At 63.8% G+C, this 16881-nt stretch carries 11 protein-coding genes; 2 read left to right on the top strand and 9 right to left on the bottom strand.

Annotated elements, in window-relative coordinates; all coding sequences use genetic code 11:
• Positions 1–68: 68 nt before the first annotated feature.
• The gene (gene amaB / locus CGZ66_RS12575; RefSeq protein WP_095084475.1) at positions 69–1583 is read left to right on the top strand and encodes an L-piperidine-6-carboxylate dehydrogenase; all 1515 of its coding nucleotides are present in this window, start codon (positions 69–71) and stop codon (positions 1581–1583) included.
• A gap of 48 nt (positions 1584–1631) precedes the next feature.
• Here the strand turns inward: amaB and CGZ66_RS12570 are convergent, their stop codons facing one another.
• The 9 genes from CGZ66_RS12570 to CGZ66_RS12530 form a co-directional block, all read right to left on the bottom strand.
• On the bottom strand, positions 1632–2498 hold the full coding sequence (locus CGZ66_RS12570) for a hypothetical protein (protein ID WP_095084474.1): 867 nt from the start codon (positions 2496–2498) through the stop codon (positions 1632–1634).
• A 153-nt stretch (positions 2499–2651) separates the two neighbouring features.
• Entirely contained in the window at positions 2652–3527 is an 876-nt protein-coding gene (locus tag CGZ66_RS12565) for a hypothetical protein (protein ID WP_167392094.1), read from the bottom strand.
• Positions 3528–3707: 180 nt separating this feature from the next.
• Positions 3708–6992, bottom strand: coding sequence for an efflux RND transporter permease subunit (locus CGZ66_RS12560; RefSeq protein WP_095084472.1), 3285 nt, complete (start codon positions 6990–6992; stop codon positions 3708–3710).
• Positions 6989–10105 (bottom strand): MdtB/MuxB family multidrug efflux RND transporter permease subunit, encoded by a 3117-nt coding sequence (locus tag CGZ66_RS12555; RefSeq protein WP_095084471.1) that lies wholly within the window; start codon positions 10103–10105, stop codon positions 6989–6991. The genes CGZ66_RS12560 and CGZ66_RS12555 overlap by 4 nt, the downstream gene beginning before the upstream one ends.
• Positions 10102–11445, bottom strand: coding sequence for an efflux RND transporter periplasmic adaptor subunit (locus CGZ66_RS12550; RefSeq protein WP_095084470.1), 1344 nt, complete (start codon positions 11443–11445; stop codon positions 10102–10104). The genes CGZ66_RS12555 and CGZ66_RS12550 overlap by 4 nt, the downstream gene beginning before the upstream one ends.
• Before the next feature lie 292 nt (positions 11446–11737).
• Positions 11738–12157: a hypothetical protein gene (locus CGZ66_RS12545; protein WP_095084469.1), complete on the bottom strand. Its 420-nt coding sequence runs from the start codon at positions 12155–12157 to the stop codon at positions 11738–11740.
• A gap of 115 nt (positions 12158–12272) precedes the next feature.
• Positions 12273–13073, bottom strand: coding sequence for an endonuclease/exonuclease/phosphatase family protein (locus CGZ66_RS12540; RefSeq protein WP_095084468.1), 801 nt, complete (start codon positions 13071–13073; stop codon positions 12273–12275).
• A gap of 110 nt (positions 13074–13183) precedes the next feature.
• The gene (locus CGZ66_RS12535) at positions 13184–14647 is read right to left on the bottom strand and encodes a phospholipase D-like domain-containing protein (RefSeq protein ID WP_095084467.1); all 1464 of its coding nucleotides are present in this window, start codon (positions 14645–14647) and stop codon (positions 13184–13186) included.
• A gap of 257 nt (positions 14648–14904) precedes the next feature.
• Positions 14905–15816 (bottom strand): alpha/beta fold hydrolase, encoded by a 912-nt coding sequence (locus tag CGZ66_RS12530; protein WP_095084466.1) that lies wholly within the window; start codon positions 15814–15816, stop codon positions 14905–14907.
• 125 nt (positions 15817–15941) lie between these two features.
• Between CGZ66_RS12530 and CGZ66_RS12525 the strand changes: the two genes are divergently transcribed.
• Positions 15942–16865: a LysR family transcriptional regulator gene (locus tag CGZ66_RS12525; protein ID WP_095084972.1), complete on the top strand. Its 924-nt coding sequence runs from the start codon at positions 15942–15944 to the stop codon at positions 16863–16865.
• Positions 16866–16881: the final 16 nt, after the last annotated feature.

Raw genomic sequence — 16881 nt, 5'->3', positions numbered from 1 at the left:
GCAGGCGACATGGCGCGCGGCTTAATCCGGCGCCATATGATGGCGACGGGATCTGAAAGGGACAAAAAATGACCATAGCGAAGGAAACGGCCGAGCTGCTAGCGAAACTGGGTGTGGCCAAGGACGCGCTTGTCGGCGGCGACCTGATCGTGCGCAGCCCGGTGACGGGTGAGCAGATCGCGGCGCTGAAGACGATCTCGCCGGCCGATGCGGCCAAGACCATCGATGCCGCGCACAAGGCGTTCCAGGCGTGGCGGATGGTGCCGGGCCCGCGGCGCGGCGAACTGGTGCGGTTGCTCGGCGAGGAGCTGCGCACGCACAAGGCCGAGCTTGGCCGGCTGGTCTCGATCGAGGTCGGCAAGATTCCGTCCGAGGGGCTTGGCGAAGTGCAGGAGATGATCGACATCTGCGATTTCGCCGTCGGTCTGTCCCGGCAATTGTACGGCCTGACCATCGCCACCGAGCGTCCGGGCCATCGCATGATGGAAACCTGGCATCCGCTCGGCGTTGTCGGCGTCATTTCCGCCTTCAACTTCCCGGTCGCGGTGTGGTCTTGGAACGCAGCCCTGGCGCTGGTCTGCGGTGACGCGGTGGTGTGGAAGCCGTCGGAAAAGACGCCGCTGACGGCGCTCGCCTGCGAGGCGATTTTTGCCCGCGCGGTAAAGCGTTTCGGCACCGACGCGCCGCAGGGCCTGGCGCCGGTGCTGATCGGTGACCGCGCCGTCGGCGAGATCCTGGTCGATCATCCCAAGGTGCCGCTGGTATCGGCCACCGGCTCGACGCGCATGGGCCGCGACGTTGGCCCGCGGCTGGCCAAGCGCTTTGCCCGCGCGGTGCTCGAACTCGGCGGCAACAATGCCGGCATCGTCTGCCCGACTGCTGATCTCGACATGGCGCTGCGCGCGATTGCCTTTGGCGCGATGGGCACGGCGGGACAGCGCTGCACGACGCTGCGGCGCCTGTTCGTGCATGACAGCGTCTATGACGCCCTGGTTCCACGTCTCAAGAAGGCCTACGAAAGCGTCTCGGTCGGCAATCCGCTGGAGACCTCTTCACTGGTCGGGCCGCTGATCGACAAGGCTGCCTTCGACGCCATGCAGAAGGCGCTGAAGGAGGCGGGTTCACATGGCGGCAAGGTGACTGGCGGCGCCCGGGTCGAGAACGGCCATCCGGACGCCTATTATGTGCATCCGGCGCTGGTCGAAATGCCCAAACAGGTTTCGCCGGTGACGGAAGAAACCTTCGCGCCGATCCTCTATGTGATGAAATATTCGGATTTCGACGCCGTGCTCGACGAGCACAACGCGGTTGGCGCCGGGCTGTCGTCGTCGATCTTCACCCGCGACCTGCAGGAATCTGAGCGCTTCCTCGGCGTCGACGGATCGGACTGCGGCATTGCCAATGTCAACATCGGCACTTCGGGCGCCGAGATCGGCGGTGCCTTCGGCGGCGAGAAGGAAACCGGCGGCGGTCGCGAGAGCGGCTCCGATGCGTGGAAGGCCTATATGCGCCGCGCCACGAACACGGTGAACTATTCAAAGGCGCTGCCGCTGGCGCAGGGCGTTTCGTTCGACATCGATTAAGGACGCCGGGGCTCCCATGCATCCCCCGCACGGGGGATGCTGCACCGATCATCTGCCTGCCGGCAAGCCGAAGGCCTCGACGAAGGCGGCATCGATGATGGCCAGCTTCACGGTCTGGGCGGTCATGTATTCGCGGTAGAAATCGGCCGACACCCACATCACCGAATTGCCGCGTTGGCCGAGCCAGCCGACGCTGCCGAGGTCCTCGGCATCACGCAGCTTGCGCCCCAGATGGGTTCGCGACAGTTTGAGCCATTTGGCGAAATCGCCGATCGAGACGATGCCGGTCGGGATTTGATCAAGTCCGGCATGATCGGGATCGACGCTCGATATCAGCCAGTCCATGACGACGCCGCCATTGTTGAGCCAGGTGAACAGGGAAAAGGTCTGCCTGGGCTCGCGGACGGGGTTGGAGGAGACCAGGCCGTCGGCCACCAGCGGCTGCACCCTGGCGAGCGCGTCGGGCCGTTCGAGGAACGTCGCCAGACGGTTCGCGCCGTCGAGGCTGTCCAGCGTGTGCAGATGCGCCATCATCCAACCGGCGACCGTCTCCAGCGTGTTTACTGTGGGTTGTATCGGTCGGATGCGCCCGTCCTGCGCTGTCGGCAGAAGCTCGACGAAATTGTAATGCAGCATCTCTTTGATGAAGGCGTCAGCGGTGTTGCGGCTGGCGACAGCGTTCTGGCGGATCACGTCGATGAAACGTGCCGCCGTCAGTTGCTTGCGGTAGTCATCAGGCTTCCGCCTGAAATGCAGGGCGAGGCCGATATGCGCCATCAGCCAACGCTGCTGGGTGGCGAACACCGACGAGAGCCGAGGGCTCATTCCGTAGGCCTGGATCAGCGCCTGCGCCTGGGCACGGACACAGCGATACAATGCCGGGTGGCCGGCAATAAGCTCCGAGGTCAGCGCCATTCTCCCCCTGCTCCGATTCGGCCTGACGGCTGCGAAGACCCAACCACATTTTCAGCCTTACGCTTCTGTGTCCAGAAGCAGTCCGCCGATGCCGGTTCACAGCATCGTGGGTTTGGTGCTTGACCTACGATTTCCCTGTGGGGCAGGCCGATGTCACGGCGATTGTCGGCGGGCCTCGCTTGGCGGAAAACAGGCGTTGAAAGCGGCATCCACAATGGCCAGCTTGGCGGCCTGGACGGTCATGTACTCCTGGAAGAACGTCTTCGACACCCACATCACCGAATGGCCGCGCGGGCCGAGCCAGCCGATGCTGCCGAGATTCTCGGCCGCGCGCAGCTTGCGGGCAAGATGGGTCCGCGAGAGCTTGAGCCATCTGGCGAACTCGCCGATCGAAACCACGCTGGTTGGAATCCGATCCAGGCCGGCATGATCGGGATCGATGCCGGACATCAGCCAGTCCATGACGATGCCGCCATTGTTGAGCCAGATGAACAGGGAAAAGGTCTGGTTGGGTTCGCGCACCGGCTTGGAGGAAAGCAGGCCATCCGCCACAAGAGGCTGCAGCCTGGCAACCATCTCGGGCCGCTCCAGGAACCTCGTCAGGCGATCGCCGCCGTCGAGCTGATCCAGCGTCTGCAGATGGGCGAGGACCCAGCCGGTAAACGTTTGCACGGTGGCCGCCGTCGGCTGCAGGGGGTGCGTGCGGCCGTCGCCACCCGACACATATTCGGCGATGTGGTAGTGCAGCATCTCCTTGATGAAAGCGTCAGCGGTGTTGCGGCTGGCCACCGCGTGCTGGTGCACGACCTCGATGAAACGCGACACCGTCAGTTCCTTGCTGCGATCGTGCGGGTCACGCCTGAAATGCATGGCAAGTCCGACATGGCCCATCAACCAACGCTGCTGCGTGGCGAAAATGGAAGCCAGCCGTGGGCTCTCTTCATAGATGTGGATCAGCGCCAGCGACTGTGCCTGAACATGGCGATGCAGGGCTGGATGGCCGGCAATGTCTTCCAGATTCAGCGCCATCCTCCTTGTGTTCCGAGCGAGCTTCTGCAACCCAGACGACGTAACCACATTTTCAGCCTTCGCCGCTTGTGTCCAGACGTTCCATCCCGGTCCACAGGCATGGCGAGCAGGGCCGAGGCGGGCCAGGGTACAGGCCGTTGATCGCAGTGAGGAGTTTGGGATCTCTGCGTCGGCCGGTTCTCATTCTCCCGGCTGTGCACCGGGCTGCCAGGGGCGCCACTTTGGCGACCGCAGCCTCTGGCACCAGCGGCCGAAGCGGTCGACATAGATGTAGATGACCGGCGTCGTGTAGAGGGTCAGGATCTGGCTCAGCACCAGGCCGCCGACGATGGCGATGCCGAGCGGCTGGCGCAGTTCGCTGCCTTCGCCAAGGCCGATGGCCAGCGGCACGGCGCCGAACAGTGCCGCCATGGTCGTCATCATGATCGGGCGAAAGCGCAGCAGGCACGCCTGGTAGATGGCATCATGCGCCGACTTGTTCTCGTTGCGCTCGGCGGCCAGCGCGAAGTCGATCATCATGATCGCATTCTTCTTGACGATGCCGATCAGGAGGATGATGCCGATCAGCGCCATGATGCTGAATTCGATGTCGAAGGCCGACAGGGCCAGCAGCGCGCCGACACCGGCCGAAGGCAGCGTGGAGAGAATGGTCAGCGGGTGGACGTAGCTCTCGTAGAGGATGCCGAGCACGACATAGACGGCGATGAGCGCGGCAAGGATGAGCAGCGGCTGGTCGGAGAGCGAATCCTGGAACACCCGGGCCGTGCCCTGGAAACTGCCGTGGATGGTGGCCGGCATGCCGATGCGGTCCGCCGCCGCGTTGATGGCCGCGACCCCGTCGCTGAGCGCGACGCCTGGCGCGAGATTGAACGACAGCGTGGTAGCGACGAACAGGCCCTGGTGGTTGACCGAAAGCGGCGTGCTGCCGGGGCCATAGCTCGCGACCGACGACAACGGCACCATCGTCTCGGCACCGGTGCTGACGGCCGATCCGGTCGATGCGGCAGTCTTGCCGGTGCTGGTGATGGAATTGGTCGCCTGGTTGCGCGCGGCATCCGTCGCTGCGGCCGCGGCGCTGCCGGACTGTCCCGGCGCGACGAATGTACCGGCAACCGCATTGCTCGCCTGCGAACCATGCACCGATCCGCCCGACGTGCTGACATAGACCTGTTTCAGCGCTTCGGGGTTCTGCCAGTATTGCGGCGCCACCTCCATGATGACGTGGTACTGGTTGCGCGCCACATAGATGGTGGAAACCTGGCGCTGGCCGAAGGCATCGTAGAGGGTGTTGTCGATCTGGCCGACGGTGACGCCAAGGCGCGTCGCGGTGTCGCGATCGATGACGATGTCCGCCTCCAGGCCCTTGTTCTGCTGGTCGCTGTTGACGTCGGTCAGCTTCGGCTCGGTCTGCAGTGCCGCCGCGAGTTTCGGCGCCCATCGCGCGAGGTCGTCGAAACTGTCGCCTTGCAGCGTGTACTGGTACTGCGCGTTCGACTGACGCCCGCCGACGCGGATATCCTGCACCGCCTGCAGGAAGAGGGTGGCGCCCGGCACCACCGCGAGTTCGCGCCGTAGCCGGGCGATCACCTGGTCGGCGGAAACCTTGCGTTCGGCCAGCGGCTTCAGCGACACGAACATCGAGCCGGAATTGGTCTGGCCGCCGCCGGTGAAGCCGACAGCGGCATCGACGGCAGGGTCCTTGCTGACGATGCCGGCGAACTGGCTGAGTTTTTGCGACATCAGCTGGAAGGAGGTCGCCTGGTCGGCCTGGATCGAGCCGACAAGCCGGCCGGTATCCTGCTGAGGAAAGAACCCTTTGGGGATGGTGACGTAGAGATAGCCATTGAGGCAGAGCGTTGCCGCGAGTACCGCCATGATCAGCAGCGGATGGTCCAGCGCCCAGGAGAGCGACCGGCGGTAGCCGCTCAGCATGGCGTCGAAGACGCGCTCGCTGAAGCGGTAGAGACGGCCATGGCTGCGACCCTTTTCGCCGCGCAGCAGGATCGAGCACATCATCGGGGTGGTGGTCAGCGAAATCGCGAGCGAGACCAGTATTGCGGCCGACAGCGTGATTGCGAACTCGCGAAACAGCCGGCCGATGATGCCGCCCATCAGCAGGATGGGAATGAAGACGGCAATCAGCGAAAGGCTCATCGACAGCACGGTGAAGCCAACTTCCTGCGCGCCCTTGATCGCCGCCTCAATGCGGCCCATGCCGGAAGCGGCGTGGCGGGAGATGTTCTCAAGCACGACAATGGCGTCATCGACGACGAAGCCGGTGGCCACTGTCAGCGCCATCAGCGACAGATTGTCGATGCTGAAGCCGAGCAGGTACATGGCGCCCAGCGTGCCGACCAGCGACACCGGCACCGCCACGATCGGCACCAGTGCCGAGCGCGCGTCGCGCAGGAAGGCGAAGACGACCAGGATCACCAGGCCGATGGCGATCATCAGCGTCTGCGCGACTTCCCGCAGCGAGGCGCGGATGGTGGTCGAGCGGTCGACCGCCAGCGACAGATCGATGGCCGGCGAGATCGAGGCGCGCAGCGACGGCATAAGCGCCTTTACGCGGTCGACCGTGGCGATGATGTTGGCATTGGGCGATCGGTTGAGGATGATCAGCACCCCCGGCTTGCCGTTGGCAAGCCCGGCATTGCGGATGTTCTCGACGGAATCGTTGACCTGGCCGACGTCGGAAAGCCGCACCGGCGCGCCGTTGCGATAGGCCACCACCAGCGAGCGATAGGCGTCCGCATGGTTGGCCTGGTCGTTGGCGTAGATCTGATAGCGCTGCGGGCCGACGTCGATGGCGCCCTTCGGGCTGTGGGCATTGGCCGAGGCGAGGGCCGCGCGCACATCCTCCAGCCCGATGCCGTAATTGTAGAGCGCCTGCGGATTGAGCTCGACGCGCACCGCCGGCAGCGAACTGCCGCCCACCGACACCTCGCCAACGCCATCGACTTGCGAGAGTTTCTGCGCCAGCACGGTGCTGGCGGCATCGTAGAGCTGTCCCTTGGACAAAGTGTCGGAGGTGAGGGTGAGAATGAGGATCGGCGCGTCGGCGGGATTGACCTTGCGATAGGTGGGGCTGGAATGCAGGCTGGACGGCAGGTCGGCGCGCGCCGCGTTGATCGCCGCCTGGACGTCGCGTGCCGCACCGTCGATGTCGCGATCGAGGCCGAACTGCAAAGTGACGCGCGCGCTGCCGACGCTGCTCGACGACGTCATTTCGTTGACATCGGCGATCTCGCCGAGATGCCGTTCGAGCGGGCTGGCGACCGTGTTTGCCACGACCTGCGGACTGGCGCCCGGCAGCGATGCCTGCACCGAGATCACGGGGTAATCGACCTCGGGCAGCGGCGCCACCGGCAATTGCGGAAACGCCACCAGTCCTGCCGCCAGCAGGCCGAAGGTCAGCAAGGTCGTTGCAACCGGGCGCCGGATGAAGGGAACCGACAGGTTCATGGCGCGGCGTCCGCGCCATACGCAGGCGGAAGGTCGGGCTGGGCGCCTTGCAGCCGGGCGGCAAGGCGATCAAACCAGAGATAGATGACCGGCGTCGTGAACAGCGTCAGCAACTGGCTGACGAGCAGGCCGCCGACAATGGTGACGCCCAGCGGATGACGCAGTTCCGAGCCGACGCCGGTGCCGAGCATCAGCGGCAGCGCGCCAAGCATCGCCGCCAGCGTCGTCATCAGGATCGGGCGGAAACGCAGCAGGCAGGCCTGGTAGATGGCTTCGCGCGGCGCCTTGCCTTCGTTGCGCTGCGCGTCGAGCGCGAAGTCGATCATCATGATGGCGTTCTTCTTGACGACGCCGATCAAGAGGATGATGCCGATGATCGAGATGATGGTCAGATCCTCGCCGGCGATCATCAACGCCAGCAGCGCGCCGACGCCGGCCGAAGGCAGTGTCGACAAGATGGTGATCGGGTGGATGAAGCTCTCATAGAGCACGCCGAGCACGATGTAGACGGTGATCACCGCCGCCAGGATCAGGAACAGCGTGTTGTCGAGCGAAGCCTGGAATGCGCGCGCCGCTCCCTGGAAATTGGTGATGACGCTGAGCGGCATGCCGATCTCGCTTTGGGCCTGCTGGATCGCGGTGACCGCTTCGCCAAGCGACACGCCGGGTGCCAGGTTGAACGACACGGTGGTGGCGGGGAATTGCCCCATATGGGAGATCTGCAGCGGTGCGGTCGCGACGTGAGTGCTGGCGACCACGGCCAGCGGCACCGGACTGCCGCCGCTCGATGACGGCAGGTAGACGGAGGACAGTGCGTTGAGCGAATCCTGCAAGGAGGGATCTGCTTCGAGAATGACCCGGTACTGGCTGGATGTGGTGAAGATGGTCGAGACGATGCGTTGGCCGAAGGCGTCGTAGAGCGCGTTGTCGATTGTCGCCGGCGTGATGCCGAAGCGTGCCGCCTGGTCGCGGTCGATGTCGACGAAGACGGCGAGCCCGGCATCCGACAGGTCGCTGGCGACGTCTGCGATCTCAGGCAGCGTGTTCAATCTAGCCAGCAGCTTCGGCGTCCACAGCGTCAACTCGTCAGGATTGGCGTCCTGCAGCACGAATTGATACTGCGTACGGCTGACCGTGCCGTCGATGGTCAGGTCCTGCACCGGTTGCATGTAGAGGGTGACGCCGGCCGTGGCGGCGGTCGCCTGCTTCAGCCTTGCTATGACTTGCGTGATGTCGGCGGTGCGCTTTTCATGCGGCTTGAGGTTGATCAGGATGCGGCCGACATTGAGCGTGGTGTTGGTGCCGTCGACGCCGATGAAGGACGACAGGCTGTCGACATCGGGGTCTTTCAGGATGATCGTGGCCAGCTCTTGCTGCCGCTCGGCCATCGAGGCGTAGGACACCGATTGCGGCGCCTCGGTGATGGCCTGGATGACGCCGGTATCCTGCACCGGGAAGAAACCTTTTGGGATGACCACGTAGAGTGCAGCCGTCAGCACCAGCGTGGCAGCCGCCACCAGAAGCATCAGCGTCTGCCGGTCGAGCACCCAGGTCAGCGCGCGGCCGTAACCCCTGATCACCCAGTCGAAGAAGTCGCGGCTGGCGCGCTGCAGGGCGTTCTCGCGCACCGCCGACAACGGCTTGAGCAGCTTGGTGCAGGCCATCGGCACCAGCGTCAGCGATACCACGGCGGAAATCAGGATGGTGGTGGCGAGCGTGATGGAAAATTCGCGGAACAGCCTGCCGACGACATCGCCCATGAACAGCAGCGGGATCAGCACGGCGATCAACGAGAAGGTCAGCGATATGATGGTGAAACCGATCTGCTGCGATCCCTTCAGCGCCGCCTGCAGCGGCGTCGCACCTTCCTCGACATAACGCGCGATGTTCTCGATGACGACGATGGCGTCGTCGACGACGAAGCCGGTGGCGATGGTGAGCGCCATCAGCGAAAGATTGTCGAGGCTGAAGCCGAACAGGTACATCACCCCCAGCGTGCCGACCAGCGACAGAGGAACCGAGAGGCTCGGGATGAGCGTCGCACGGGCGCTGCGCAGGAAGACGAAAATGACCAGCACGACGAGGATGACGGCGAGCGTGAGTTCGTATTCGACGTCGCGCACGGACGCGCGGATGGTGGTGGTACGGTCGGTCAGCACCTTGACGTCGACAGTGCTTGGCAGCGAGGCCTGCAATTGCGGCAGCAGCGCCTTGATGCGGTCGACCACCTCGATGACGTTGGCGCCGGGCTGGCGCTGGATGTTGACGATGATGGCCGGCGTGCTGTTCATCCAGGCCGCCAGCCTGTTGTTCTCGGTGGCGTCGACCACCGTTGCCACATCGCTCAGCCGCACCGGGGCGCCGTCCTTGTAGGCGACGATCAGCGAGCGGTATTCCTCGGCGCTTTTCAGCTGGTCGTTGGCGTTGATGGTGTAGGCCCGCGACGGCCCGTCGAAATTGCCTTTCGGCGTGTTGACGTTGGCGCTGCCCAGCGTGGTGCGCAGATCGTCGAGATTGAGGCCATAGGCGGCGAGCTTGCGCGGATCGGCCTGGACGCGCACGGCCGGGCGCTGGCCGCCGCTGAGGCTGACCAGACCGACGCCCGCCAGTTGCGAGATCTTCTGCGCCAGCCTTGTGTCGGCAAGCTGCTGCACTTCGCGCAGCGGCATCGTGTCCGACGTCAGGCCGAGCGTCAGCACCGGCGCATCGGCCGGATTGACCTTGGCGTAGATCGGCGGCGCCGGCAGATCGGCCGGCAGCAGATTGCCGGCGGCGTTGATGGCCGCCTGCACTTCCTGCTCGGCGACATCGAGCGAGATCGCCAGGCTGAACTGCAGCGTGATGACCGAGGAGCCGGCCGAACTGACCGAATTCATCTGGTTCAGGTTGGCGATCTGCCCGAGCTGGACCTCCAGCGGTGCGGTGACCGAGGACGTCATGACGTCCGGGCTTGCGCCCGGATAGAAGGTCTGTACCTGGATAGTCGGATAGTCGACCTCGGGCAGCGCCGAGACCGGCAGATAGCGGTAAGCCAGCAGGCCGGACAGCATGATGGCGACCATGAACAGCGATGTCGCCACCGGCCGCAGAATGAAGGCTCGCGACGGGCTCATTGCTGCTGCCCGGACTCCGCATGGCGATGCTTGCGGCCCTGGCCCTCGTGCCTGCCGGTGTCGTCCGGCTTCGGCGTCACGGATGTCGGCTGATCGGGTGGCTGCGCAGGCGCCGAGGCCTGCGGGGGTGTCAGTGCCGGAGCCTGTGTCTGGCCGTCCTGTTGCAGGTTGATATGGGCCCCGTCGCGAAGCTTGTCGGCGCCGTCGACGACGATGCGGTCGCCGGGGGTCAGGCCCGCCAGGATCTCGACGTGCTCGCCATTGGTGACGCCAAGCGTGACCTTGCGCACGGCGACGGTGCTGTCGAGATTGACCAGATAGACGAAGGTGCCGGGCTGGCCGCGCTGAATCGAGGCGATCGGGGCGATCGCCACGTCCTTGTGCTCGTCCACCAGCAGCTCGATGTTGACGAACTGGTTCGGATAGAGAATGCGCGTTTCGTTGGCGAAACCCGCCCTCAGCTTGATGGTGCCGGTGCTCGGATCGATCTGGCTGTCGAAGGTTTCAAGCTGGCCGTCGGCGAGCTTCTTGCTGACGGCGCGGTCGAAGGCGGTGGTGGGCAGCGTGGCGCCCTGCTGCAGGCGCTGCGCGATCTCCGGCAAGTCGTCCTCGGGCACGGTGAAGAGGACACTGATCGGCTGCAGCCTTGTGATGACGACAATGCCGTTGGCATCGCCCGGCGTCACGTAGTTGCCCTCATCCACCTGGCGCAGGCCGGCGCGGCCGTCGACCGGAGCCAGGATGCGGCAATTGTCGAGATTGAGGGTGGCGGTCTGAACCAAGGCCTGGTCGACCTGGATGGTGCCGGCGTCCTGCGCGACCAGGGCGACCTGCGCGTCGAGCGTTTGATGCGTCGCCGCGCCCTGGGTCACCAGTGTCTTGTCGCGTGCAAGGTCGAGCTGGGCGTCCTTCAGCATCGCTTGGTCGCGCGCAAGCTGGCCCTGGGCCTGAGCGAGTGCTGCCTGGTAGGGACGGGGATCGACCTCAGCCAACAGGTCGCCCTTGACGACGTCCTGACCCTCCTTGAAGTTCACCTGGACAAGCGGGCCGGTGACCTGCGGCTTGACCGTGACGGTGGAGAGCGAGGTCACCGTGCCAAGCGCGTCGAGTGTGACGTCTATCGTGCCCTTCTCGATGGTGGCGGCGCCGATCGACATCGGCTGCGCCCCCCTCCTGTTGCTCGGTTGCCTGGCCTCAACATGCGAGCGTTGGTAGAGATAGGTGCCGGTGGCGGCAACGACGGCGAGGAAGATCAGCCAGGGAATCCAGCCGCGCGAACGGCGTTGCGCGACATTCGTTTGCAGGGGCGTCTGCAGGGGTATTTCCAACTGCTGGTCCATGGCGGCATCTCTCACCCCCATCAACCAATATGGCCGAAACCGACCCAAGTCGAATTAACAGTTGGACAGGTTTGACCGGCTTTGCCGGCGGTCATTCACCTCGATTTCTGCTGTTTCCGCGGTCGCGTCCTGACGGCCGGCGCGCCGGATACATGCGCATCAGCGGGCCGCCGTCGAAGGCGAGTTCGATGCCGTCGCACATCACCGACCTCGAATTGCAGCGTTATTTTCGTCAGCTGATCATCAAAACGAAAATCGGCCGGCTTGTGCCGACCGGTTGTTCCGGGCGAGATCAACCGCAGACGCGGACTTCCTCGATCACCCTGTGGTGGTGGCGCCAGGTCCTGACCAGTTCGATATGACAGCGGTGATGCCGGTGGTAGCGGCGATATTCGCCGCCCTGGTAATCACCGAACTGTACGCTGTCGTCACCATACTGGTTATCGTAATCGCGCCGGTGGTGGCGGCGATACTCACCACCTTGATAGTCGCCAAACTGCGCGCCGTCGTTCTGATCGTCACCATATTGGTTGTCATCGTAATGACGGTCATGATGGCGGCGGATGATGATCTGGCCACCGTTGTCGGGCTGATCGTCCGATGAGTACTGGTTGTCGTCGGACTGGATAATCAAGCTTGCGGCTTGCGTTGGCGCAATGACGGCGGCCGTTGCGGCCAATGCCATCACCGAAGCCAGGAATAGGTTTTTCATGTCTCGTACACTCCTAGGGTTCAATCATATGAACTCGCGGGAAGGCTTAGCGTTCCAATATCGCTTTTCATAGCCGTGGACGCCAGGTTGGGCGTCATCGGCGGGACAATTTGCCTTACAGGCGCACAAATGCCGTCAACGGCAGGTGGTCGGACGCCACACGCGAAAGCGGCGTGTCATGCGCCTCCACGGCCGAGATCATGCCGTGCCGGTTGGCCATGATGCGGTCGAGCGCCAGCAGCGGCAGGTTCGACGGGAAGGTGGGCACTGCCGGCGGCAGCGGGCCAAAGGTGACATGCAGCGTATTCAGCGCGGAGCGGTTGCCGAGCCGCCATTCGTTGAGATCGCCGAGCAGGAGCGTCGGCGTGGCATCGGGGCTGTTCATGATATCCAGCACGACACGGGCCTGCTGCGAGCGGGACCGGCGCAGCAAACCGAGATGGGCGGCGATGACGCGCAGGGTCCGGTTTCCGTCAAGATCGATCTCCGCCACCACGGCGCCGCGTGGCTCCAGCCCCGGCAGCCTGATCTGATGCACGTCGCGGACGACGCCCTTCTTGAACAGCAGGACATTGCCATGCCAGCCATGCCCCTTGCCATTGGCCGCAATCGGCACCGGCACCAGGCCGGTTTCATGTTCCAGGCGAGACAGGTCGAGAAGCCCGTCACGGTCGCCGAAGCGGTTGTCGGCTTCCTGCAGCGCAATCACGTCAGGATCGATTTCGCGGATGACGCGGCTGGTCCGCTCGGGATCGAACTTCCTGTCGAGGCCGATGCATTTGTGGACGTTGTAGGAGGCAACCAGCGTTCCGGTTGTGCCTGTCCGCTTGGGCGCACCGGCGTTTGCCTTCCGCATCCTGCGGTCGCGAATGGATAGAAGCATGCTTGCCGGAAGGCTGCGTCCAGTTCTGTGCATATCCGTGCTGCTCGTCCTCGCTGGCTTCAATTCGGAACCGGGCTACAATCAAAATAGGCGCCGTGGGCATATATTCCATGACAGGCAGGCTTCACACGCGCCAACCTTGGCTAGAGATAGGGCGAACCGAGCCACAATACCCGGTCGAACAGCCTGATTAGGAAAGGTCGAGCCCGCAAGGCGTCGAGCGTCACCGGCACTGCGGTGGCGAGCGCCGATCCGATCCGTGCCCCGATCTCGCTGGCAAAGCCGGCGTCGAGGACCTCGAGGTCGATCTCGAAATTCAGCCGCAGCGACCGGGCGTCAAGGTTGGAAGAGCCGACATACGCCCACACGCCGTCGATCGAAAGCAGCTTCGAATGGTCGAACGGTCCCTTCGTGCGCCAGATGCGGCAATAGTTCTTCAGCAGTTGATCGAACTGCGCCGTCATAGCGCGGTCGACAAGGAAAAGGTTGTTGACCGCCGGCACCACGATGTCGATTTCGACGCCGCGCCTTGCAGCTGTGGCCAAGGCGCTGATCAGTTCACGGTCCGGAAGGAAATAGGGCGACATCAGGCGGATCGATTTGCGGGCGACGGAGAACGCGCCGATCAGCAGCTTGTGGTTGGTCTCGATGCTGGCGTCCGGGCCGGACGCGACCGCCCGCACCAGCATGGGCAGGCCGGGCGCCGGCGACAGCGGCCCAATTCGCCAGGCATCGCCCTTCAACGGTTCGTCGGTCGCGAAGCGCCAATCCTCGGCGGCGACCGAGAAGAGATCGGCGACGACCGGACCAGTGACCCGGAAATGCGTGTCCCTCGCGCAGTTGGAACCGGCGAACTCGGCCGAGAAGCCCTTGCGGATGTTCATGCCACCGGTGAAGGCGACCTTACCGTCGATGATCAGGATCTTCCTGTGGGTCCTGAGATTGGCGTAGGGCAGGCGCAGGCCCATGACGATGTTGCCGTTGAAGACATCGGCGGTGATGTCGGCGCTGCGCAGATGCCCCAGGATGCTCGGCACGGAATAGCGGGCGCCGACGGCATCGATCAGCACGCGGACCGTGACGCCGCGCCGGACGGCGCCGGCGAGCGCCTCGACGAAGAGCATGCCGACGGCATCATTGTCGAAAATATAGGTCTCGAGCAGGATGCTGCGCTCGGCGCCGTCAATCGCCGCGCACATGGCGGCATAGGCCTCGTCGCCTGTCTCCAGCACATCGATCGCGTTTCCAGGGTGGAGCGCGCGCCGCGCCACCCTGTCGCCCAGTGTCCGCAGACCGGTGAACCGCTGCCCGTATCGCTCGACGATCAGGGCCTCTTCGGCGGCAACGTCGCGCTCATGCTTGGCGGACACCGCGCCGCCGGTAAGCGGGCGCTGCGCGCTGATCGAGGCGCGACGGATGCGGTTGATACCGGCGACGGCATAGATCAGCACGCCTATGATAGGCGACAGCACCATCACGCCGACCCAGCCGGTGGCTGCGCGGACATCTTCCTTGGTCATGACGACGTGGATGATGCCGACGGTCGCCATCACCACCGAGATGATCGCAAGGATTTGGGGCCAGTGAGTCGCCAGGGTCTCGAACATTGCCGAGACTATCCAGCGAGCGGTTGCAGAAGGCAATGCGGCCCCGGCGTGGGGGGCGAATCCACGGATCGGCGTTACCCGGTAAGTGTCTACAACCGTTGCGAGTGGCGCAGCCGAGGCATTATCTGAATTGTCTCGGTACGGAGCAGCAGGCTGGCACCTCCATCTGCTTTGACCGGCTTCGGAATCTTTCTGTCAGTCAGGGCGATACGATTGAGGATCAAGCCAAGGAACTCGCCGGCGAAGACTTGTGCGCCTCACTTCCGGTCGAGAAAAGTCCGCACGGCTGCGATCGTGGCCTCCGGCTGCTCTTCCATGAGCCAATGTCCCGAATGGGGGACCACAACTTCGGTCACGTCCGTCGCCGCATTTCGCATGACGATCGCCTCGGTTGCTCCAAAGGATTTTTCGCCGCCGATCGCCAGCACTGGCATGGTGAGTTTCGTCATCATGGATACCTTGTTGTCTTCGACGTCCTGCCGGATAGAGCGGAACTGCGCGAAGGCCGAGCGCATCGCTCCCGGAAGGGCGTAGAACTTGGTATAGTGTTCACGCGTTGCTTCGTTGATCTTGGACGGATCGGCTGCGAATTCGTTCCAGAAACGATCAAGGTAGATGCGTTCACGTCCCGCCACCAGCCGCTCTGCATCCGGCCCGCCAAAGTCGAAATGCCACAGCGCCGGGCTGCGCACGATCTCATCCCAGGGCGGAATGCCGGGAACCGGCGCGTCCATCACCACCAGCTTTTCGGTCTTGTCCGGATAACGTGCCGCATAGGCGTAGGCGACCATCGTGCCAATATCGTGCCCGACAATGGTGGCATGGTCGATATCAAGCGCGGTCAGAATTGCGCGGATGTCGGCCGCCTGTGTCCGTTTGTCGTAGCCATCGACTGGATGGGACGACAGACCCATACCCCGCAGATCCGGAATGACGATCCGGTGATCGCGGGACAGTTCGGTGGCCAGCGGCCCCCACATATCACCGGTGTCACCGAAACCATGTATCAAAACCACCGGGGAGCCCTGTCCGCCCACACGGACATGCAGCGTCACGTCACCGACCTTGATATCCTGCGTCTGGAAGCCAGGGGGCAGCGATTGAACCTGCGCTGCAGCAGGCAATGAAATCACAAGCATGCCAAAAAGGCCAAGCAGGAACCTGAACATCTCTTAATCTCCGCCAATTGGTCCCAGTCTCGTGACCATCATCTGTACCTTGCTTGAGTATGGCGCAGGACTTTCGTTCTGATTAGCCATATAATTCGGGAACTCGAATTCGGAAAATGCGGACAATCATGAAGCTTGAAGGCATCGGCACGTTCGTCACCGTCGCGGAAGCCGGTTCGATCAGCGAAGCCGCCCGGCGTCAACGATTGTCCAAATCGGTGGTGAGCGAGCGTTTGGCCGACCTCGAAAGAAGCCTGGGCACGACCTTGCTGCATCGTACCACGCGCAGACTTACCCTGACGGAGGATGGGATAGCCTTCCTCACACGAGCGCGCCGCATCGTCAGGGAAGTGGAGGACGCCGGAGCCGACATGGCGGAACGACGCGGCGAACTGGTCGGGCCGCTGCGTATCTCGGCGCCGGTCACATTTGGACGCATGCATCTCGGGCCGGCGCTTTACCCTTTCCTGGCGCGCCATCCAGGGATCGAATTGACGCTCGATCTCGATGACCGGCGCGCCGATGCCGCTGCCGATGGTTACGATGCGGTTGTGCGACACGGCGCGATCCAGGATTCGCGGCTGATAGCATGGCGCCTCGCGGCGAGCCGACGCGTTCTCGTCGCGTCGCCGGAGTATATCGCCCGGAACGGCGCGCCTGCGTCAATGGCTGACCTGGCCAGCCATCGGGGCATTTTCTACACCCATCGTGGCGTCGCCGATTGGCGCTTTCCCAGCCCCGACGGCGCTGCGATTGTCCGGGGTCGGATCGGGTTGCTCGTCAACAATGGTGACGTCATGCGTGAGGCTGCGACCGCGGGTCTAGGAATAGCCTTGCTGCCGACATTCATTGCCGGAGGAGCAATCAGAACCGGTGAGCTCAAGATCGTCGATATCGGCGTCGAGGCCGAAGGCGAATTCATCTATATCGCGTATCCTGAAGGACCGCCGCCATCGGCCAAGCTCAAGGCGTTCGCGGAATGCCTGATCAGTGCAATCGGTGATCCGCCCTACTGGGATGTGCCTGATTGCCGCCCGACGGACAAATGATTATCCGCTCCATCTA

This window comes from Mesorhizobium sophorae, from assembly GCF_002270415.1.
Classification (GTDB): Bacteria; Pseudomonadota; Alphaproteobacteria; order Rhizobiales; family Rhizobiaceae; genus Mesorhizobium; species Mesorhizobium sophorae.
Note: the sequence above shows the minus strand (reverse complement) of the source record. Positions and strands in the feature narration are given on the sequence as shown.

Coding starts and splice junctions, on each gene's coding strand:
- amaB (WP_095084475.1), top strand. CDS start 69: ATGACCATAGCGAAGGAAACGGCCGAGCTGCTAGCGAAACTGGGTGTG.
- CGZ66_RS12570 (WP_095084474.1), bottom strand. CDS start 2,498: ATGGCGCTGACCTCGGAGCTTATTGCCGGCCACCCGGCATTGTATCGC.
- CGZ66_RS12565 (WP_167392094.1), bottom strand. CDS start 3,527: ATGGCGCTGAATCTGGAAGACATTGCCGGCCATCCAGCCCTGCATCGC.
- CGZ66_RS12560 (WP_095084472.1), bottom strand. CDS start 6,992: ATGAACCTGTCGGTTCCCTTCATCCGGCGCCCGGTTGCAACGACCTTG.
- CGZ66_RS12555 (WP_095084471.1), bottom strand. CDS start 10,105: ATGAGCCCGTCGCGAGCCTTCATTCTGCGGCCGGTGGCGACATCGCTG.
- CGZ66_RS12550 (WP_095084470.1), bottom strand. CDS start 11,445: ATGGACCAGCAGTTGGAAATACCCCTGCAGACGCCCCTGCAAACGAAT.
- CGZ66_RS12545 (WP_095084469.1), bottom strand. CDS start 12,157: ATGAAAAACCTATTCCTGGCTTCGGTGATGGCATTGGCCGCAACGGCC.
- CGZ66_RS12540 (WP_095084468.1), bottom strand. CDS start 13,073: ATGCACAGAACTGGACGCAGCCTTCCGGCAAGCATGCTTCTATCCATT.
- CGZ66_RS12535 (WP_095084467.1), bottom strand. CDS start 14,647: ATGTTCGAGACCCTGGCGACTCACTGGCCCCAAATCCTTGCGATCATC.
- CGZ66_RS12530 (WP_095084466.1), bottom strand. CDS start 15,816: ATGTTCAGGTTCCTGCTTGGCCTTTTTGGCATGCTTGTGATTTCATTG.